General features: G+C 72.0%; 18 protein-coding genes. 5 read left to right on the top strand and 13 right to left on the bottom strand.

The features are described from left to right. Nucleotides 1–3: 3 nt before the first annotated feature. The 5 genes from HFP15_RS01135 to HFP15_RS01110 all read right to left on the bottom strand — a co-directional run bounded on the left by HFP15_RS01135 (nt 4) and on the right by HFP15_RS01110 (nt 5044). On the bottom strand, nt 4–1053 hold the full coding sequence (locus HFP15_RS01135) for a ferredoxin--NADP reductase (protein ID WP_168510414.1): 1050 nt from the start codon (nt 1051–1053) through the stop codon (nt 4–6). After that, nucleotides 1046–1900: an NAD(P)-dependent oxidoreductase gene (locus tag HFP15_RS01130; protein ID WP_168510412.1), complete on the bottom strand. Its 855-nt coding sequence runs from the start codon at nt 1898–1900 to the stop codon at nt 1046–1048. The genes HFP15_RS01135 and HFP15_RS01130 overlap by 8 nt, the downstream gene beginning before the upstream one ends. 195 nt (nt 1901–2095) lie before the next feature. After that, nucleotides 2096–2878: an enoyl-CoA hydratase gene (locus tag HFP15_RS01120; RefSeq protein ID WP_168510410.1), complete on the bottom strand. Its 783-nt coding sequence runs from the start codon at nt 2876–2878 to the stop codon at nt 2096–2098. A 14-nt stretch (nt 2879–2892) separates the two neighbouring features. Continuing rightward, the gene (locus tag HFP15_RS01115) at nt 2893–4068 is read right to left on the bottom strand and encodes an acyl-CoA dehydrogenase family protein (protein WP_168510408.1); all 1176 of its coding nucleotides are present in this window, start codon (nt 4066–4068) and stop codon (nt 2893–2895) included. Next, nucleotides 4052–5044 carry an acyl-CoA dehydrogenase family protein gene (locus tag HFP15_RS01110; protein WP_168510407.1) on the bottom strand — a complete coding sequence of 331 codons (993 nt, stop codon included), beginning with the start codon at nt 5042–5044 and terminating at the stop codon, nt 4052–4054. Before HFP15_RS01110 ends, HFP15_RS01115 begins: the two co-directional genes overlap by 17 nt. An 89-nt stretch (nt 5045–5133) precedes the next feature. Between HFP15_RS01110 and HFP15_RS01105 the strand changes: the two genes are divergently transcribed. Further along, entirely contained in the window at nt 5134–5802 is a 669-nt protein-coding gene (locus tag HFP15_RS01105) for a TetR/AcrR family transcriptional regulator (RefSeq protein WP_210716588.1), read from the top strand. Nucleotides 5803–5805: 3 nt separating this feature from the next. On the opposite strand, the gene HFP15_RS01100 is transcribed toward HFP15_RS01105, so the two are convergent. From HFP15_RS01100 to HFP15_RS01090, 3 genes are read right to left on the bottom strand one after another with little or no spacing between them, the layout of a single operon-like run. Beyond that, nucleotides 5806–6756: an enoyl-CoA hydratase/isomerase family protein gene (locus tag HFP15_RS01100; protein WP_168510405.1), complete on the bottom strand. Its 951-nt coding sequence runs from the start codon at nt 6754–6756 to the stop codon at nt 5806–5808. After that, a complete protein-coding gene (locus HFP15_RS01095) occupies nt 6753–8045 on the bottom strand; it encodes an amidohydrolase family protein (RefSeq protein ID WP_168510403.1) in 1293 nt (430 codons plus the stop codon). Before HFP15_RS01095 ends, HFP15_RS01100 begins: the two co-directional genes overlap by 4 nt. Then, a complete protein-coding gene (locus HFP15_RS01090; RefSeq protein WP_168510400.1) occupies nt 8039–9367 on the bottom strand; it encodes a CoA transferase in 1329 nt (442 codons plus the stop codon). Before HFP15_RS01090 ends, HFP15_RS01095 begins: the two co-directional genes overlap by 7 nt. Before the next feature lie 97 nt (nt 9368–9464). Here HFP15_RS01090 and HFP15_RS01085 point away from each other — a divergent pair, with 97 nt between their 5' ends. Both HFP15_RS01085 and HFP15_RS01080 read left to right on the top strand, forming a co-directional pair. After that, nucleotides 9465–10241 (top strand): cyclase family protein, encoded by a 777-nt coding sequence (locus HFP15_RS01085; protein WP_168510398.1) that lies wholly within the window; start codon nt 9465–9467, stop codon nt 10239–10241. Nucleotide 10242: 1 nt separating this feature from the next. Next, entirely contained in the window at nt 10243–11871 is a 1629-nt protein-coding gene (locus HFP15_RS01080; RefSeq protein WP_168510396.1) for a thiamine pyrophosphate-binding protein, read from the top strand. On the opposite strand, the gene HFP15_RS01075 is transcribed toward HFP15_RS01080, so the two are convergent. Both HFP15_RS01075 and HFP15_RS01070 read right to left on the bottom strand, forming a co-directional pair. Then, on the bottom strand, nt 11819–13324 hold the full coding sequence (locus HFP15_RS01075) for an FAD-dependent oxidoreductase (RefSeq protein WP_168510394.1): 1506 nt from the start codon (nt 13322–13324) through the stop codon (nt 11819–11821). The genes HFP15_RS01080 and HFP15_RS01075 overlap by 53 nt on opposite strands. Before the next feature lie 4 nt (nt 13325–13328). After that, complete coding sequence (locus HFP15_RS01070) at nt 13329–14243, bottom strand: AurF N-oxygenase family protein (RefSeq protein ID WP_168510392.1); 915 nt, start codon at nt 14241–14243, stop codon at nt 13329–13331. 103 nt (nt 14244–14346) lie between these two features. Between HFP15_RS01070 and HFP15_RS01065 the strand changes: the two genes are divergently transcribed. Further along, the gene (locus HFP15_RS01065) at nt 14347–15210 is read left to right on the top strand and encodes an exodeoxyribonuclease III (RefSeq protein WP_312871362.1); all 864 of its coding nucleotides are present in this window, start codon (nt 14347–14349) and stop codon (nt 15208–15210) included. 41 nt (nt 15211–15251) lie between these two features. Here the strand turns inward: HFP15_RS01065 and HFP15_RS01060 are convergent, their stop codons facing one another. The 3 genes from HFP15_RS01060 to HFP15_RS01050 all read right to left on the bottom strand — a co-directional run bounded on the left by HFP15_RS01060 (nt 15252) and on the right by HFP15_RS01050 (nt 17693). Further along, complete coding sequence (locus tag HFP15_RS01060; RefSeq protein WP_168510390.1) at nt 15252–16382, bottom strand: FAD-dependent oxidoreductase; 1131 nt, start codon at nt 16380–16382, stop codon at nt 15252–15254. Next, nucleotides 16379–17062, bottom strand: a complete 684-nt coding sequence (locus HFP15_RS01055) for a TetR/AcrR family transcriptional regulator (protein WP_312871361.1) — start codon at nt 17060–17062, stop codon at nt 16379–16381. Before HFP15_RS01055 ends, HFP15_RS01060 begins: the two co-directional genes overlap by 4 nt. A 79-nt stretch (nt 17063–17141) precedes the next feature. Further along, the gene (locus HFP15_RS01050; protein WP_168510388.1) at nt 17142–17693 is read right to left on the bottom strand and encodes a TetR/AcrR family transcriptional regulator; all 552 of its coding nucleotides are present in this window, start codon (nt 17691–17693) and stop codon (nt 17142–17144) included. Nucleotides 17694–17770: 77 nt separating this feature from the next. Here HFP15_RS01050 and HFP15_RS01045 point away from each other — a divergent pair, with 77 nt between their 5' ends. Next, complete coding sequence (locus HFP15_RS01045; RefSeq protein ID WP_168510386.1) at nt 17771–18991, top strand: MFS transporter; 1221 nt, start codon at nt 17771–17773, stop codon at nt 18989–18991. The last annotated feature ends 70 nt before the right edge of the window (nt 18992–19061 follow it).

The following is a 19061-nucleotide window of genomic DNA, read 5'->3' as shown; positions in this document are numbered from 1 at the left end:
CTCCTAGAACGCTTCGTACTCGACGGTGAGTGGTTCGGGTCCTTCGGGCAGCGCTTGGCAGGTCAGGATCCAGCCTTCCGCCACTTCGTCCGGTTCCAGTGCGTTGTTGGCGCGCATGGTCGCCGAGCCCGCCCGCAGCAGTCCCATGCACGTCGCGCAGTTGCCCGCCTCGCACGAGAACGGCGGCTGCATGCCGCCGCGGCGCGCGGTTTCCAGCACCGTGTCCCCCGGCTGGTAGGGCACGGTCTGTTTCTTGCCGTTGAGGATGATCGTGACCGACTCGGGTGTTTCCCGCTGCCCGTCGCCGGCGCTGTCCTCGGCGGGCCCGCCGTCGCCGAAGCGTTCGATCAGGATCCGCGCCGGTGCGATGCCCAGCCCCAGCAGCGAGTGCTCCACCAGTTCCATGAACGGCGCGGGCCCGCAGATGTAGAACTCCGCGTTCACCTCGGCGCCGACGAACCCGGTCACCGCTGTTTTGTCGGGATGACCGGACTCGGCGTCGTAGTGGCGCACCACCCGCAGGCGCCCGGGATAGCGCTCCCCCAGGCGCCGCAGTTCCTCGTCGAAGATCACCGAGCCGGCGTCCCGGTTGGCGTAGAACAACCGCACCGCCCGCTCGGTGCGGGCCAGCACGTGCTTCGCGATCGAGAGCACCGGCGTGATCCCGCTTCCCCCGCAGAAGGCCACCACGGGATGGTCGCCCTCGCGCGGGCAGAACACGCCACCGGGTTTGGTCGCCTCCAGCACGTCACCTTCGGAAACGGTGTCGTTGAACCAGTTCGAAACAGTGCCCTCCGGTACGCGTTTGACCGTGACCGTGAGATCGGCGTCGATGCCGGGGGCGCTGGACATCGAGTACGAGCGCAGCAGCTCCCGGTCACCGATGCGGACCCGGAACGTGCAGAACTGGCCGGGCCGGTAGCGGAACAGCTCCCGCAGCTCCTCGGTCACGTCGAGCACGTACGAGCTGGTGTCGGCGGTCTCCCGCACGATCTTCCTGACCCGCAGGGGATGGTAACCGTGCTCCCACCGGACGTCGTTGTGGTCAGCCATTGTCGCCACCCTCCACATACGGATAGATACGGGTGAAGTCAGCGCCGGGCTCCGCCGCCGCGAACCCCTCCCACACCGACGTGATCGCCTGCGCGACCGGAGCCCGCCCGCCCTGGTCGGCGACCGCGTTCAGATACAGCCGGACATCCTTGCTCATCAGGGAGTTCGTGAAACCCGACGCGTAGCGCCCGGTCAGCACGTGGTTCGGGAACTTGTCGCCGGTCGCGCCGTTTCGGCCGCTGGATCCATCGAGCACGGTCAGCATCGTGGACATGTCCAGGCCGGCCGCCGTCCCGAACGCGACCGCCTCGCTCGTGGCGGCAAGCGCCGTGGCGGAGAGGAAGTTGTTGGCCAGCTTCAGCGCCTGCGCCATCCCCGGCCGGTCGCCGACCCAGTGTGTGCGGTCGCTCAGCCCCGCCAGTACCGGTGCCACGGCGGCACAGTCGGCATCACTGCCGCTGTACATCACCGCCAGTGTGCGCGCCCGCGCCCCGGCGACCCCTCCCGACACCGGCGCGTCGACGTAACCGATGCCGTCGAGCAGCGCAGCGACGGTCCGCGCCGCGGTCACCCCGATGGTCGAGGTGTCCACAATGTAGCGGACCCGACGGTCGCCGGTGGCGATGATCTCGCGGGCCACCTGCTCCGATGCCTTGCCATCGGGGAGGCTGAACACCACGGCATCCGCCGCGCGCGCGAGGTCTTCCACAGTGGACGCGTACGAACTACCCACGGGTGCGCGATCCGGGCCCAGCGCGTCGTGCGCGATCACGGAGTGGCCGGCTCCCACCAGGTTCGCGGCCAGCGCGGCCCCCATGTTCCCCAGCCCGACGAAACCGGTGATCATGACCGCTCCCGCTCCATGCGCACGGCCGTGACGCCCGTGCGCGGGCCACAGCTCGCGTGCAGCCGGAACTCGTCCATCCGGCCGAGCGCGGCGGTCATGGCCGGCACCGGCAGGCTGCGGTCGCGGCATCGACGCAGGCGTCGCCCAGCGTCGCCCGCCGGATCGCGTATGCGGCGTCGAGGTCGTCGTGCCCGGTCACTCCATCTTCGCCTTCATCTCGTCGAGCTTGGCCAGGATCGGGTAGCCGGTGACGCTGAGCGCGTTGCCGTGCCCGGTCTCGTGAATGTCGAAAACGGACTGGATCGCGGCATAGAACCCCTGCACGTCAAGGGTTTGGTTCACCGCGCGCTTGGCCTGGCGCAGGCCGAACGGCGGCATGGCGGCGATCTTGCGTGCCAGTTCCGTGGTCTCCGCGTCGAGCCGCTCCAGCGGTACCACCTGGTTGACCATGCCGGTCTTCTCGGCTTCCTCGGCGGTGACCGGGCGTCCGGTGAACAGGATCTCCTTGGCCTTGCGGGCGCCGAGTTCCCAGGTGTGACCGTGGTACTCCACGCCGCCGATGCCCATCATCGCCACCGGGTCGGAGAACTTCGCGTTGTCGGCCGCCACGATGAGATCGCACGGCCAGCACAGCATGAGCCCGCCCGCGATGCACCGGCCCTGGACCGCGGCGATCGAGGGTTTGGGGACGTTGCGCCACCGCAGGGTGTACTCCAGATAGCGGCGCGCCTCGGCCTGGTAGATCCACTCCAGGGTGATCTCCTTGGGCGCCGGCCAGCGGTCGGACAGGTCGTGCCCGGCCGAGAAGTGCTTGCCCTCCGCGCGCAGCAGGATCACCACCACGTCCTCGTCCTGGGCCGCCGTGGTCCAGGCCTCGTCCAGTTCGTCGAGCAGAGCCGAGTTCTGCGCGTTGGCGACCTCGGGCCGGTTCAGCGTGATGGTGGCGATCTTGTCGGCGACCTCGTAACGGATGTGCATGTGCGCCTTCCTCTTCACCGTCGGGGCAGGCCGAGCACGCGCTCGGCGATGACGTTGCGCTGGATTTCCGACGTCCCGCCGGCGATCGTGCCGGCGAAGCTGCGTGTGTAGCGTTCGAACCAGCTACCGGAGAAGGACTCCAGGTGCATGTGCGTGTACGGCGCGGTGCTCGCCGGATGCACCAGGCCCTCGGCTCCCGCCGAGGACAGCGCGCGCTCCGCCGCCTTCTGCACCGCCTCCGAGCCGAGCAGTTTCAGCACCGAGATCGACGCCACGTCCTCTTCCCCGCGCGACGCCCGCGCCAGCGCCGTCGAGCCGAGCAGCCGCAGCGCGTGCGCGTCCATGACGGCGGTGGCGTAGGCGTCTGCGGCCGGCGGCCCGGCCGGGCGGAAGTCGCGGATCAGCTCGTCGAGCCGTTCCGCGAAGCTCAGCCACAGCAGCGTGCGCTCGTGGCCGAGGGACCCGTTGGCGACCTTCCAGCCCTCGTTCAGCGGGCCCACGAGGTTCTCCGCCGGCACGCGGGCGTCGGAGAAGAACACTTCGTTGAAGTCGAGGTCGTCGGCTCCGATGACCGATGGGAATGGCCGCCGCGTGACGCCGGGCGTGTCGGTCGGGATGAGCAGCACGCTGATGCCCTGGTGCTTGGGCGCGTCGGGGTCGGTGCGCACGAACGTCAGCAGCACGTCCGCGTCGTGCGCCCCGGAGGTCCAGACCTTCTGGCCGTTGACCACGAAGTGGTCTCCATCGCGCACCGCGCGGGTGCGCAGCGAGGCCAGGTCCGAACCGGCGCCGGGTTCGCTCATGCCGAGCGAGGCCGTCAACTCCGCGCGCAGGATCGGTATCGCCCAGCGCCGTTTCTGTTCCCCGGTACCGAACGACAGTAACGAGGCCGCCACGATGCCCACACCCTGCGGGTTGAAGCTGTGGTAGATCCGCCGCCGCGACAGCTCCTCCAGGTGCACGTACTGCTGCACCAGTGTCGCGTCGCGCCCGCCGTACTCGGGTGGATTGCCGGGCAGCAGCCAGCCGTGGTCGAACTGCAGCCGCTGCCACCGCCGCGCCCACTCCGGAACGTCCGAACTGGACCGGGCGCGCTCGCTCGCCTCGGCCTCGCCGGGCATGTGCTCGTCGAGGAACGCCGCGAACGCCGCGCGGAACTCCTCGACGGACGCGTCAAAGCTCAACCGCATGGCATTCCTCCGCGATCAGCGCGCGGTGCTCCGCGGCGGTGCCGAGCATCAACTCGCCCGCCTTGGCCCGTTTCAGCGCGAACTGCAGGTCGTTCTCCCAGGTGAAGCCCATCGCGCCGTGCAACTGCATGCCGTTGGCGAACACCACCGACTGGCACTCCCCCGCCGACGCCTTGGCCATGGCCGCGGCCACCCGCCGCCGGGGGTCCGCCTCCGCGATCGTCAGTGCCGCGAAATAGGCCAGCGCGGCCGCGCGTTCGATCGCGACGTGCATGTCCGCGGCCTTGTGCTTGACGGCCTGGAACGAGCCGATGATCTTGCCGAACTGCTTGCGGGTGCCGACGTGTTCCAGCGTCAGTTCCAGTACGCGGCGACAGGCACCGACCATCGTCAGCGCCATCCCGGTGAGCGCGATCTGCCGGGCGAGTGCGGGATCGGCCTCGCTGCGCTCGCGCACGCGCACCCCGGTGAAGGACACCTCCGCGACGTGCAGCACCGGATCGAACACCGGGATCCGTTTGGCATTGACCCGCGTGGCGGGTACCGGGAACACGCCTTCCGCGGTGACCACGGCCAGCCAGTCCGCACGGTCGCCGTCGAGCACGTGCTTCGCGGTGCCCTCCAGCACCCAGCCGTCGCCGTCGCGGCGCGCGGTGACACCGTCGTAGGCGGCCGCACCGGTCTGTCCCGGCTCGGCGACGCCGGGGGCGAGCGGCGCGAACTGCGTCATCGTGGCCAGATACGGCGTGGGATCGGTGGCGCGGCCGAGTTCTTCGAGCACGATGGCCAGTTCGACCGCCGATTCGGGTTCGGTCAGCTCCGTCCACCCGAGGCCGGAGTACACCCGCCACGGCGGGGCCGGGTCCTCGCCCCGGTCGACCACGCCACGCACGAGCGCGGGCGGGCACTGCTTGGCCACGACGTCGCGAACGGTGTCCCGCCACAACCGCTGATCGGCGGTGAACTCAAACAGCATCCCGGTCCTCCGTTGCGACATACACCTTCGGAGAATAACATTCTCACAAATTGAAAGTAAGAGTCTCAACGACTCGGTGAGGTTCCGCCATGGCGCAGAGGACGGGTCCGCTGATGAGCGGTCCGAGCGAAGAACCGGCCTGGAAGCAGCGCGCGGTCGAGCGGTCGACGCAGGCGGCGAAGCTACGGGCCGAGCAGCGGGTCGAACGCTTCCTCGACGCCGCGCAGGCGATCATCGCCGAGAAGAGCAGTACGGATTTCACCGTGCAGGAGGTGGTGGACCGTTCCCGCCAGTCGCTGCGCAGCTTCTACCTGCATTTCGACGGCAAACACGAACTGCTGCTGGCGCTGTTCGAGGACGCGCTCGCCCGCACCGCCGAGCAGATCCGGGCTTCCGCGGCCGGCTACGCCGATCCGGTCGAGGCGCTCAAGGTCGCCGTGCAGTTGCTGTTCGAGCTCTCCCGGCTGAACCCCTCGGCGCGGCGGCCATTGTTCACCGATTTCGCCCCGCAGCTGTTGATGTCACATCCGCACGAGGTCAAGATCGCACACGCGCCGTTGGTCGGCGTGCTCACCGATCTGCTGATCGAGGCCGACGGCGCGCGGCTGCTGCGCGCCGGGGTCAAACCGCGCCGGATGGCCGCGCTGATCATGCAGACGGTCATGTTCAACGCGCAGTCGATCGGCAACGACGAGGCCGTGCAGCCGCTGACCGCCGACGAGGTGTGGCATTTCTGCTCCCGCGGTTTCGTGCGCTGAGGCTCACTCCACGGCGTCGACGAGTCCCCAGTCCAGCGCGGTCCCGGCGTCCAGCGGGCGCCCGGACAGCGCGAGATAGAGCGTCCGCCACCGGCCGATCCGCCGCGGGATCGACACCGTGCCACCGGCGCCGGGGATCAGGCCCATGCTCACCTCGGGCAACCGGAACGTCGTACCGGGCCGGGCGAGAATCCGGCTAGCGAAGGCGGGTAACTCGATTCCGGCTCCGACGCAGCTTCCGTGCAGGCGCACCTCGGCGCGGTCCGCGAGCCGGTGCAGCAGCCCGCCGGCCCCGGCGCGGGTGCGCACGAAATGCGCGGTCGCCAGGTCCGGCGTGGTGCCGAACTCGTCCAGATCGCCACCGGCGCAGAACGACGGTCCGGCCCCGTCGAGCACCACGCGCCGCACGCTGTCGTCCAGCAGCGCCAGCCGGAGCGCCTCCACCAGCGCGTCGCGCACCTCCCGCCCGTAGGCGTTACGGCGTTCGGGGCGGTTGAGCGTGACTCGCAGCGTGCCGTCCTCGCGGTCCACGAGCACCGGTTCCCGCGGCGACGGTGGCGGCAACGGCCGTTCGCCGCGGCGCGCCAGCCAGCGCGCGAACTCCCGGCCGCCCAGCAAAGTCGAGTAGGCGAAGGACTCCAGATCGAGCCCGGCGGTCACGTCCGCGGGCGCCGCGCGCAGTACCTCCACCAGCGTCAGCGCGGCCTGCGGGCATTCCTTCGCCGCAGCGCGCAACAACTCGGCCTCGCCGTGGGGATCGGCCACTTCCACGAACTCCGGCCCCTTCGCGGTGCCCTCGGCCACGAGCGTCACGTCCACCGCGGCCGCCAGCTCCGGCTCCCGCGGGCCGATTCCGATGAGCACGCGATCCCGGTTCACCGGCTCGGCGCCGGGTTCGAGGATCTCCACCGGTTCGCCGATGCGCCCGGCCTCGTCGAGCAGTGGGTCGGTCACAGGATCTCGCCTCCGGCAATGGTCGTCGCGACGACATCGGCGTCCAGAATGGACAGTGCTTCGCGCAGGGGAACGTGCAGCAGGCACAGGTCGGCTGGCATGCCCGGCGCCACCCGGCGGGGCGGGCCGCCGGGGTCGGCCGGCGGTGCGAGGTATCCGGCCAGCACCCGCTCGGGCGGAACGCGTTCCGCCGGCGCGAGATCCCGGTGTGCCGCGGCGGCGATCGTGCGCCACGGGTCCTCGCTCGCGAACGGCGCGTCGCTGCTGGCCACCACGCGCAGTCCGGCGCCGAGCAGGCTCGCGTACCGGTAGAGATCGCGGTGCTCGCCCTCCGGGATGTCGCGCCGGTACTGCGCCCCGCGTTCGGCGACGAAACCGGGCTGGGTCACCACGACCGGATTCACCTTCGCCAGCAACGGAATCAGGTCCTCCCCCACGACGGCCGCGTGCTCGATGCGGTCACCGGGCAGCGAACCCGTCCGCTCGAGCACGGCGAGCGTCACGACAAGGGATTCACGCGTGACCGCGTGCACCGCCACCGGACGGCCCTCGCCGTGGATCCGGCCGATCTCGTCGTGCAGCGCGTCCCAGTCCGGCGGCTCGTGGTCGGGCCGCAGGATCTTGTACGGCCCGGCCGTCACGCCGGGCGGCAGTCGCGTCCCGGCCGGGACGCCGAGCAGGTGCAGGCGCTGCGGGAGGCCCGCGCCGGTGAGCAGTCCGACGGCGTCGTCGGTGAGGTCCGGGGTCGCGTCGGTGACGCCGGTGATGCCGAGCGCCGCGAGTCTGCGGCCCACCGCGGCGAGATCGGGCGGATCGCTGAGCCCGCGCAGATCGGCGTCGGCGCGCCACAACCGCCCGTCGGGATAGCGCTCCAGCAACCCGGCCTGGGTCAGTGCCGCGGTGTTGAGTGTCCACAGTGCACCGCCGCGGTGCTGGATCCGCACCGGACGGCCGGGGACGAGCCGGTCCAGCGCGTCGCGGTCGAGGATCCCGGCGACGCTCTCGTGGTACCCGATTCCCCGCACCGGACCGGTCGTGCCGCGCAGAACACGGGCGAGCCCGTCGAGATCGGTCACCTCGGGCGGACCGCACCGCAGCGACGCCGCGGCGGCGGCGAGCGAGAGCAGATGCACGTGGTGATCGTGCAGCCCCGGCAGCAACGCGCCGCCGCGTGCGTCGAGTACGGTCTCGTCGCGTTCGGGCCGGAGGTCGCCCACCTCGGTCACCTGCTCGCCGCGGATCCGGACGTCGGCCGTCCCGCCCTCGACCTCGGCGCGCCGGATCAGCACGGCAGTCCCAGCTCCGCCAGCACTTTCCCGGTGTCGCGCCCGAGTTCCGCCGCGACCCCGGCGGGTTCGCGGCGCCGGGGTCGCGCCACCTCACCGGGCAGGCCCGGCTCGCCGGTGTCCACGAGTGTCGCGGCGATCTGCTCACGCAACGCGAGATCCGCCAGCCACGCACCGCCGGACATGCGGCACGCCACGGCCATCAACGCGGCATTGACGCCGGTCACCGGATCGGCGATCGCGTCGCCACACGGGACCGGGCCGCCGGTGCCGGGGTCGAAGGCCAGCAGCCCGGCCGCCAGCGCGGCGTCGTCACCGAAACCGGGCACGTTGGCCCACGGGCCGGTGCGCCCGTAGGCGGTGATGCCGATCCACACCTTGTCCCGCGCGCGGGACAGCACCTCGTCCGCGTCGATGCCGAGCTGGCGCAGCGCGCGCGGCCGCGAGCCCTCGATCACCACGTCGGCGGCGTCGAGCAGGCCCGCGAGCGCGGCGCGCCCCTGCGCGGCGGCGAAGTCGAGCACCACCGATTCGTGCCCGGCGTGCAGCAGGTCGTAGAACTCGCGTGGACCGCGGCGCGCGCCGTCCGGTCTCGTCACGCTCTCGACCTTGATCACCCGCGCGCCGGTGAGCCCCAGCAGGTGCGCGCACAGCGGTCCCGCCCACAGCGACGACAGGTCCACCACGACGGTCGGGGGCAGCGTCCAGCTCCGCGCGCCGGGCTCGCCGGTGAGCACGAACGGGACCTGCCCGCGCGCGAGCGACTGTTCGTCCGGTTCCGAGGGCAGCACCGCGAACGGCAGCCCCAGCAGCCGGGCGCGCTCGGCCAGTTCCCCGGCTCGGCGCCGCGCGACGGCCTCGTCCAGGACCGGATCGGCTTCCTCCAGCCACGCCGGCAGCAAGTCCACATCGGACTGCCGGGGCAGGTTCAGCCCCACCCACGCGTCGGCGGCCCGCAGCACCCGGAACGCGCCGCCCGGCGAGCGCGGGGCGTCGCGGCGCAGCCCGGCCAGCGCGGCCCGCTCCGACAGCACCCCCATACCGGGCAGGTCCACCTCGCGACCCGCGACCGCGCAGAGCAACTCGATGGCCCGCAACGCGCCCCGCACCGCGCTCGCCGTCTGTCCCGGCGGAAGCACCGGCGGCCCGTCGCGCCGTCCGGTCAGCGCCATCACGCCGGAGGCCGCCCAGTCCGCGGCCGCGCCGTGGTTGTCCGCCTGCGCCGCGACGTCGGCGCCGAGCCTGCCCAGCAGGCGCGCGGCATGCCAGGCCGCCGCCCCGGTGCCGGGTACCGCGACCCGCAACCCCGTCAGCGGACCTCGCATGTCCACATCCTCACATATCGCCCGGCGCGGCCGTCGATCTTGGCTCGCCGCCGGAAATCCAATACCTTCGCCTGACACCGCGCGGAAGGAGCCAGCAATGCCCGTGCTCGCCGACCTGATGGCCGCACTGACCACGAGCCGCGTCGAGGTGGTCGATCTGACCGCGCCGCTGTCCGCGAGCACCCCCGTGCTCCAGCTGCCACCCCCGTTCGCGAACACGACGGCGTTCCGCCTGGAGGAGATCAGCCGCTACGACGAGCGCGGCCCGCGCTGGTACTGGAACGACATCCACACCGGCGAGCACGTCGGCACCCACGTCGACGCACCCAACCACTGGCTGTCGGGCAAGGACCGGCACAGCGTCGACGAGATCCCGCTGGGCACCCTGATCGCGCCGGCGGTGGTGCTGGACGCCTCCGAACGCGTCGCCGCCGACCCGGACTTCCTGCTGGGCATCGACGACGTGCGCGCGTGGGAAGGGCAGCACGGTCCGCTGCCCGAGGGCGGCTGGCTGCTGTACCGGACCGGCTGGGACACGCGCTCGGGCGAGCAGGAGGAGTTCCTCAACGTCAGCGACGGCGCGTCCCACACGCCCGGCGTCTCCCCGGACTGCGCGCAGTGGCTGGCCGAAAGCCCGATCGCCGGCTTCGGCGTGGAAACGGTCGGCACCGACGCGGGGCGCGCCGCGGAGCTGGAACCGATGTTCCCCTGCCACGACCGGCTGCTCGGCGCCGGGAAATGCGGCCTGACCCAGTTGCGCAACCTGGTGCGGCTGCCGCCGACCGGTGCGCTGCTGGTCGTCTCGCCGCTGCCGATCGTCGGCGGTTCGGGCAGCCCGGCCAGGGTCTACGCGCTCGTCGAACGGGCGGGCTGACGTGCTCGTCGCGGAGGTCGTCGGCCGGGTGCTGGCGCGACTCGGGGCCGGACCGGTGTTCGGGGTCGTCGGCAGCGGGAACTTCCACGTCACCAACGCCCTGCGCGCGGGCGGGGCGCGGTTCTACGCGACGCGGCACGAGGGCGGCGCGGCCACGGCGGCCGACGCGTACGCACGGATGAGCGGGCGCGTCGCGATCGTCTCGACGCACCAGGGCTGCGGGCTCACCAACGCCGTCACCGGCATCGGCGAGGCCGCCAAGAGCCGCACGCCGCTGCTCGTGCTGACCGCGGACACCCCGGCATCCGATCCGCTCAACAACTTCCGCATCGACCAGGACGCGCTGGCCCGCTCGGTGGGCGCGGTGCCCGAACGCGTGTGGAGCCCCGAAACGGCCGTGTCCGACACCGTGCGCGCCTACACCACGGCACTGCACGAACGGCGCACCGTCGTGCTGAACCTGCCCCTGGACGTCCAGTCGGCGCAGGTCGCCGAGCCGGACCAGGTGCCGCAGGCGCGCCCGCCTTCCCTGCCACGGCCCGGTTCCGGCGACGTCGCGGCACTCGCCGGGCTCATCGCCGCGGCCGAGCGCCCGGTGTTCGTGGCCGGGCGCGGCGCGCGAGCGGCGGCGCGGGAGATCCGGGCGCTCGCGGATGCGTGCGGCGCGCTGCTGGCGACCTCCGCCGTCGCCAACGGGCTGTTCCACGACGATCCGTGGTCGCTGGGCATTTCCGGCGGGTTCTCCTCGCCGCTGGCCGCTTCGCTGATCCGGGACGCGGACCTCGTCGTGGGCTGGGGCTGCGTGCTCAACCGGTGGACCACCCGGCAGGGCAAGCTGATCGGCCCCGGCGCGCGGCTCGCGCAGATCGACGTGGAGCGCGGCGCGCTCGGCGCGCACCGGCCGGTCGACGTGGGCGTGCACGGCGACTGCGCGGCCACCGCGGCCGCGGTGCGCACAGCCCTCGGCGACCGGATGTCACCCGGCTACCGCTCCCCCGAGCTCCGCGACCGGATCGCCGAACGGGGCCGCTGGTCCGCGGCCGACTACACCGACGAGTCCACAGTGGACCGCGTCGATCCCCGCACGCTGACCGCGGAACTGGACCGGATACTGCCCGCCAAGCGCGTGGTGTCGGTCGATTCCGGCAACTTCATGGGCTATCCCAGCGCCTACCTGTCGGTGCCCGACGAGTTCGGTTTCTGCTTCACCCAGGCGTTCCAGTCGATCGGGCTGGGACTGGCCACCGCGCTCGGCGCGACGCTGGCCCAGCCGGGCAGGCTGGGCGTGGCCGCGCTGGGCGACGGCGGGTTCCACATGGCGCTCGCGGAACTGGAGACCGCGGTCCGGCTCCGCCTGCCGCTCGTGGTGATCGTCTACCACGACGCCGCCTACGGCGCCGAGGTGCACCACTTCGACGGCGACCACAGCACGGTCCGCTTCCCGCCGACCGACGCCGCCGCGATCGCCCGCGGCTTCGGCTGTACGGGCCTGACCGTGCGCACGCTCGCCGATCTGGCCGGGGTGCGCGACTGGCTCGAGGGCCCTCGCGACGCCCCGCTCGTGATCGACGCGAAGATCACCGACGACGGAGGCTCCTGGTGGCTCGCCGAGGCTTTCCACGGACACTGATCCGGCCCTCGACGATATCGTCGATCAGCGCGCCGACGGTTTCCTCGGCGCACGTCTTGTTGGCGCCGATGCCGCCCGAGGGCCCTCGTTTGATCCACCCGACGACATAGGCTCCCGGCCGTCCCTCGACGCGCCCGGCGGAGTTCGGCACGACACCGCGATCGTCGTCGAAAGGCAGTCCCGGCACCGGTTTGCCGCGGTAACCGACCGCGCGGATCACCTGTCCCGCGGGGATCTCCACGTCGCCGCCGGAGCCGCTGACGCGCAACGCCCGCACCTGGCCGTCGCCGAGGATCTCCTGCGGCGCCGAGTGGAACCGCAGCACGATGCGCCGCCGCTGGTGTGCCGGCGGGGCCGACCAGTCCACGGTCTCGTGGACCACGTCCTTGAGCAGTCCCGCCTTGTCCGCCGGGGCGGCGGCGTCGATCGTCTCGGCAACGCGCGGGTCGTGCGTGTCGACCACGAGGTCGATGTCCTCGTGCCGGGCGAGCGCGAGCAGTTCGGGCCTGGTGCACGCGGCCGCGTCCGGACCGCGCCGCCCGAGCAGCACGACCTCGCGGACCTTGCTCGACTTCAGCAGCGCCAGCGCCTCCGGCGAGATCGACGTGCCTTCCAGCGAGGCCGGGTCCGTGGTCAGGATCCGCGCCACGTCCAGCGCGACGTTCCCGTTGCCCACCACGACCACCCGCTCCGCCGACAGGTCGACCGAGCGCGGGTCCACGTCGGGATGGCCGTTGTACCAGGCCACCACGTCGGTGGCGGCGAGGCTGCCCGGCAGGTCTTCGCCCGCGATACCCAGCCGCCGCGCCGAGGACGCACCGACGGCGTAGATCACCGCGTCGTGCTGCGCCGCCAGTTCGTCCACCGTGACGTCCCTGCCCACCTCGACGCCGAGCCGCAGGCGCAGCCGGGGGTGGTTGTGGAACCGCGCGAACGTCTCGCCGATCTTCTTCGTGGACGGGTGATCCGGCGCGACGCCGTATCGCACGAGACCGCCCGCGACGGGCAGCCGGTCGATCAGCGTGACCGTGGCGCTGGTGTGCAGCAGCAGGTCCTGCACGGCGTACATGCCGGCGGGCCCGGTGCCGACCACGGCGACCTCCGGCGCGGGGAAGTCGCCCGGGATGACGCGGGTGAACACCGGCGGGCCCCACGCGTGGAAGTTCGGCGCGGGATCGGCGGCCTCGGCCAGCGGATCCCGTCCGGCGTAGTAGCCGGCGTTGAGGTCGGCGTACTCCCGCAGTGGCCCGGTGAGGCTTTCCACCGGGAAGATCGCGTCGACCGGGCACGCGTCGGCGCACGCGCCGCAGTCGATGCAGGTGCGCGGATCGACGTAGAGCATCTCGGTGGTGCCGAAGTCGGGCTCGTCCGGCGTCGGATGAATGCAGTTGACCGGGCACACCGAGACGCACGACGCGTCGTTGCAGCAGGTCTGGGTGATCGCGAAGGCCATGGCGTCAGATGAGGTTGGCGCGCTTGTAGAAGTGCATCGACGCCTTGGTCAGCAGGCCCGCGGAGTCGAGGAACTCCATCAGCCCCGCACAGCTGGACCGCAGCATCGACTTGTGGTGCTCGTTGGCCTTGGCCTCGCGGATGGCGCGCTCCGGGTCGAGTCCGGCGTTGGCGTAGACGTCGCGGTTGACCATGCTGCTCACGATGTAGTACGCGGCGATGGACACCACGAGCGCGTTGTACTGCTTGCGCAGCCGCCCCGCGCCCTTGAGCCGCTCACGGGTCTCCTCGCGGGCGAACTTCATGTGCCGCGACTCCTCGACCACGTGGATGTTGTTGATGGTGCGCACGAACGGCACCACGCGCTCGTCGCGCATCCAGTCGCGCTGCATCACGTCGAGGACCTCTTCGGCGACGAGGATCGCCGCGTAGGCCGCCTCGCCGGTGGCGGTGCTCTTGAAGAAGCGGCCCAGCTCGACCGCGATCCGCCGCGGCCGGTAGGCGGGTGCGCGCAGCTTGGCCGCGCCGCGGGCGAACATGATCGAGTGCCGGCACTCGTCGGCGATCTCGGTCAGCGCCCACTGGAACGCGGGGTCGGTCGGGTCCTTGGCGTAGAAGTCGCGCAACACCATCTGCTGCAGGATCATCTCGAACCAGATACCGGTGCTCGCGACGGACGCGGCCTCCTGGCGGGTCAGCTCGCGCTGCTGCTCGGCCGTCATGTCGTCCCAGTAGGACGTGCCGTACAGCGTGCTCCACTCCGGGCTCGCCCCGTGGTAGCTCGTGTCGAGCGGGGTGTCCCAGTCGACCTCCGCCACGGGGTCGTAGGACAACGTCTCCGACGAGTCCAGCAGCCTGCGGGCCATCGACTCACGGTCGGGCTGGTCGGCGTCCGCGCGGTGCGTGTCGACGCTGGTCATGGCTTCGCTCCTGACACCCGATTGCCTGTTACCAAGGTTTACAGTTACCAACGGTAACACACATTCTGGCGCTCGCAAGCCAATCGGGCGCTACCGTGAAAACGTGCGCGTGACGACGTGGAACGTGAACTCCGTCAAGCAGCGGCTGCCCCGGTTGCTGCCGTGGCTGGACCAGCGGCGGCCCGACGTCGTGTGCCTGCAGGAGACCAAGCTCGCCGACGACGCGTTCGCCGAACTGCTCGGTGACGAGCTGGCCCGGCGCGGGTACGAGGTCGCCGCCCACGGCGAGGGACGCTGGAACGGCGTGGCGATCCTGTCCAGGGTGGGGCTGGAGGACGTGGTGACGGGGCTGGCTGGGGCGCCCGGCTTCCCGCATCCGGAGGCCCGCGCCGTCGCCGCGACCTGCGACGGCGTGCGGGTGCACTCGGTGTACGTGCCGAACGGGCGTACCCCGGACTCCGAGCACTACCGGTACAAACTGGCCTGGCTGGCGGCGTTGCGCGACGTCGTGGGCGTCGGGCCGGACGCGGCGGTCGTGTGCGGCGACATGAACATCGCACCCGCCGACGCCGACGTGTTCGATCCCGCGGCGTACGAGGGTCACACCCACGTGACCCCGGCCGAACGCGCCGCGCTCGGCGATCTGCTGGGCCTCGGCCTGCGCGACGTCGTGCGCGATCGCTGGCCGGCCGAACGCGTGTTCACCTACTGGGACTACCGCGCCGGGATGTTCCACCAGGATCTGGGGATGCGCATCGACCTGGTGCTCGCGTCGGCTCCTGTGGCCTCGCGCGTGCGGGCCGCGTGGGTGGACCGGCACGCGCGCAAGGGCACCGGGCCCAGCGACCACGCGCCGGTGATCGTGGACCTGGACCAGGCCCCGGACGGCGACATCGGTCCCGTGGTGCCACCGCCCTCGGCGCCCAGGCGGCGACCGGGCACGACGAAGCTGCCCCAGTCCCGTTGATCGTCGTCAGCCGGTCCGGCAGATCGCGAACGGGCCCATTCTCACCGCGCGCTGAACTGCTCCACCAGCGCCGCGAGCGCGTTGTCCCCGAACATCATCTCGAGGTTGGCGGCGGATTCGGCCGCGGACCGCTCGCTGCGCGGGAACAGCGCCTGCTCGTAGGCCTCCAGCGCGGTTTCGATGTCGCCGGGGTGGGCCGCGAGCGCCGTGCCCAGCTGGGCGGCGTCGAGCATCGCGAGGTTCGCGCCCTCCCCCGCGAACGGCGACATCAGGTGGGCGGCGTCGCCGAGCAGGGTCACTCCCGGGACGCGATCCCAGCGGTGTCCCACCGGCAGCGCGTTGATCCGGCGCGGCACCAGCGGGCCGTCGGCGTCGGCGATGAACGCGCGCAACGCGCCGTCCCAGCCCTCGAAGTGGCCGAGGACGGCCTTCTTCGCGGTCTCGGTGTCGGTGAAGTCGATGCCCTCGAGCCAGTCCTCGTCGATCTTGAGCGCGGTGTAGATGTGCAGGCTGCCGTCGGACTCGCGGTGGCCGAGGAAGCCCTTGCCGTGCCCGAGGCAGATGAACATCCCGTCGCCGACCAGGGCCGCACTCGCCGGATGCCGCGCGCCGGGTTCGAGCAGATCGGTTTCCACGAACGAAATCCCGGTGTAGCCGGGCGAGGCGTCCGAGACCAGCGGCCGCACCCGCGACCAGGCACCGTCGGCGCCGACGAGCAGGCCGGTGGTGACGACGGCGCCGTCGGCGAAGCTCAGCTCGTGCCTGCCGCCGCCGAGTGCGCGCACGCCGGCGAGTTTCCCGCCCCAGCGGACGGCGCCGGGCGGCAGCGAGCCGAGCAGCAGGTCTCGCAGCTGCCCGCGGTCGATTTCGGGGCGCTCGCCGGTGCCGTCGTCCTCCTCGGTCAGCACGAGCACGCCCCGCGGGTCGGCGACGTGCAGCGCCTCGCCGCCGGTGTGCACGAGCCGCCGGAACTCGTCGTGCAGGCGGGCGGCCCGCAGCGCGGCCTGGCCGGATTCCTCGTGGATGTCGAGCATGCCGCCCTGGGTGCGGGCCTGCGGCGAGGCCTCCAGCTCGAAAACGGGCGCGTCGATGCCGTTGACGTGCAGGACACGGGCGAGCGTGAGGCCGCCGAGCCCGCCGCCGACGATGACGATCGGATGGTGGACGGTCATAATGGTTCCCCCTTCGGTACCGGCGTGTGGCGTATTCCGTTGATCAGCGTGCGGAAATGCCAGGTCAGACGCTCCTCGGCGGAGCCGGACAGCAGCGGCCCCGCCAGCGCGCGCACCCTGGGGTGGGTCTCGGCCGGAGCGTTTTCGACGGCCTGCCTCGTCGCGTCCCAGTCCTCGGTGCCTGCGGGTGCGGAATGTTCGGCGGCGACGGCGGTGGCGGCCAGCAGCAGAAGGTCCACTCCCCACGCGGCCTGCTCGTCGGGCACCCCGCCCTCGCCGAGCAGCGCGAGGAGCTTTTCCAGCAGCCGCAAGTAGTTCCGGCCGCTGGGCCGGGCGCTGACGGCGGAGCCGGCCAGCGCCGGATGCGCGAACAGGACGTCGGTGTAGGACACCAGCACGGCGATCAGGGCCTCGGCCCAGTCGTCGCCGCGCCGGCCGAGTTCGACCTCGCCGAGCAGCTCGTCCAGCACGGCCGCGTGCAGCTCGGCCGTGCTGGCGACGTAGACGTAGAGGGACGCGGGGCCGGTGTCCAGCTCCTGCGCCAGGCGGCGCATGGTCACCTTCTCCAGCCCCTCCGCCCGCAGCACACCGAGCGCCGCCTCGACGATCCCGGCACGGCTCAGCGCAGGCTTGGCCGGACGCTCACGCCGGCTCACCGGCTGCCTGGTACGTGGGGTCACCGAACCAGCATAGCGAACATGTTCGTGACGAACATGTTCGGTCCAGCCGTTCGACAACGGGGCCCCGCCGCCGGACACCTCAGCGCAGCAGGCTCGCCACCAGATCCTTGGCCCAGCCGGGCTCCACCGGCTCAGCGGTGAACACCGCGCGGTAGTACAGCGGCCCGAGCAACGCGTCCGCGGCGCGAGAGACCTCCGGCACCTCGCCGCCCCGCGCGCGTTCGCGGTCGAGCATCGCCGCCAGCTGGGCGTGGCGGTCGGTCAGGCAGGCACAGCCACCCTCCGGGCCGGAGCCGACCGCGGCGCGGATGATCGCCAGCGAATCGGGGTCCGCGAGGTCCGTGGCGACGTCGGTGACCCATCGTTCGAGGTCTCCGCGCAGCGAACCGGTGTCGGGCACCACGATGTCGCCGCTGAACCGGCTGGTCGCGACGTCACTGAGCAGATCCGCCACCGAACCCCACCGCCGGTACAGCGTCGTCGGATGCACGCCGGCCCGACCGGCGACGGCCGGCAGGGTCAGCGCCTCCGCGGAGTCCTCGGCCAGCAGTTCGTGCACCGCGCGGTGCACCGACGCCCGCACCCTCGCGGATCGCCCACCTGGGCGGGCTTGCGTCGTTGTCCCAGACATGTCCTCATTATCGCATCGATCGTTGCTTTTGCGCTATGGTGGCCTAAAGCATTGATCGTTGCTTTAAGGAGCTGGTCTTGTCCGAGTCCTCCCCCGTCGCCATCGTGGCCGATCCCGCCCCGCGACGGCTCTCGCACCCCACCGCCTTCGGTGCGGTCGCGGCGGTCATCGTGCTCTTCCTCGCCGCCTCCAGCGCACCGTCCCCGCTCTACGTCGTCTACCAGCAGCAATGGCATTTCTCGGCGACCACGCTCACCGCCGTGTTCGCGGTGTACGTGCTGGGCCTGCTCGCCGCGCTGCTGGTCCTGGGCAGGCTGTCCGATCACCTCGGCCGCCGTCCCGTGCTCGCCGCCGCGATCGCGCTCGAAGCGGTCTCGCTGGTGCTGTTCCTGCTCGCCGGGAACGTCGCCGTGCTCTACCTCGCCCGCCTGCTGCAGGGCATCGCCACCGGCGCGGCCATCACCACGCTCGGCGCCGCGCTGGTCGACCTCGACCCGCCCCACGCATCCGGCCGCGCCGGGGTCGTCAACGGCGTCACCCCGACGGCCGGACTGGCCCTGGGGTCGCTCGGCTGCGGGGTGCTCGTCGAATACGGCCCCGCCCCCACGCATCTGACCTACGCCGTGCTGCTGGCCGCCACGGTCGTCGCCGCCGCCGCGGTCGCGGCCATGCCGGAGACCTCGGCCCGCCGCCCGGGCGCGGCCACGTCGCTCATCCCGCGGCTGGCCGTGCCCGAGTACTCCCGCGCCGGGTTCTACGCACTGGTGCCGATCATGATCGCGGCCTGGGCACTGGGCGGGCTCTACCTCTCGCTCGGCCCCTCGGTCGCGGCGAGCGTGTTCGGCCTGTCCAGCCACCTGATCGGCGGCCTCGTGGTCACCGCGCTGTGCGGCACCGGCGCCGTCACGACGTTCGCCCTGCGCAAGCGGCCCACCGGGCAGGTGCTGCGCACCGGGGCGTCGCTGCTCGCCGGGGGCACGGCCGTGACGCTGGCCGGCATCGCCGCCGGCGCCGTGGCACTCGGGATCGCCGGGACGGTGCTGGCCGGCGTCGGGTTCGGCGCGTCCGCGCTCGCGATGTTCGGCTCACTGGCGCAACTGGCCCGGCCCGCCGAACGCGGCGCGCTCTTCGCGGTCGGTTATCTGGTGTCGTACCTGGCGCTCAGCGTGCCCGCGGTGATCGCGGGCTTCGCCACGACGGCCGCCGGCCTGCGCCCGACCGCGATCGCGTACGGCGGCGTGATCATCGCGTTGGGGTTGACCGCGTTGGTGCTGCACGTGCGCGCCACCAGCCGCTGAGCCCGCAAGGCCGGTCGTATAGGCCGTTATACGGTGCGCGAATTGGCGAGTACCCGTGCGCGGATTGGTG

Origin of the sequence: Amycolatopsis acididurans (assembly GCF_012328925.1) — a bacterium.
Taxonomy (GTDB): Bacteria; Actinomycetota; Actinomycetes; order Mycobacteriales; family Pseudonocardiaceae; genus Amycolatopsis_E; species Amycolatopsis_E acididurans.
Note: the sequence above shows the minus strand (reverse complement) of the source record. Positions and strands in the feature narration are given on the sequence as shown.

Bases quoted from the DNA above. Each gene is read 5' to 3' on its own strand.
- HFP15_RS01135 (WP_168510414.1), bottom strand. From the start codon at position 1,053: ATGGCTGACCACAACGACGTCCGGTGGGAGCACGGTTACCATCCCCTG.
- HFP15_RS01130 (WP_168510412.1), bottom strand. From the start codon at position 1,900: ATGATCACCGGTTTCGTCGGGCTGGGGAACATGGGGGCCGCGCTGGCC.
- HFP15_RS01120 (WP_168510410.1), bottom strand. From the start codon at position 2,878: ATGCACATCCGTTACGAGGTCGCCGACAAGATCGCCACCATCACGCTG.
- HFP15_RS01115 (WP_168510408.1), bottom strand. From the start codon at position 4,068: ATGCGGTTGAGCTTTGACGCGTCCGTCGAGGAGTTCCGCGCGGCGTTC.
- HFP15_RS01110 (WP_168510407.1), bottom strand. From the start codon at position 5,044: ATGCTGTTTGAGTTCACCGCCGATCAGCGGTTGTGGCGGGACACCGTT.
- HFP15_RS01105 (WP_210716588.1), top strand. From the start codon at position 5,134: ATGGCGCAGAGGACGGGTCCGCTGATGAGCGGTCCGAGCGAAGAACCG.
- HFP15_RS01090 (WP_168510400.1), bottom strand. From the start codon at position 9,367: ATGCGAGGTCCGCTGACGGGGTTGCGGGTCGCGGTACCCGGCACCGGG.
- HFP15_RS01085 (WP_168510398.1), top strand. From the start codon at position 9,465: ATGCCCGTGCTCGCCGACCTGATGGCCGCACTGACCACGAGCCGCGTC.
- HFP15_RS01075 (WP_168510394.1), bottom strand. From the start codon at position 13,324: ATGGCCTTCGCGATCACCCAGACCTGCTGCAACGACGCGTCGTGCGTC.
- HFP15_RS01070 (WP_168510392.1), bottom strand. From the start codon at position 14,243: ATGACCAGCGTCGACACGCACCGCGCGGACGCCGACCAGCCCGACCGT.
- HFP15_RS01060 (WP_168510390.1), bottom strand. From the start codon at position 16,382: ATGACCGTCCACCATCCGATCGTCATCGTCGGCGGCGGGCTCGGCGGC.
- HFP15_RS01050 (WP_168510388.1), bottom strand. From the start codon at position 17,693: ATGTCTGGGACAACGACGCAAGCCCGCCCAGGTGGGCGATCCGCGAGG.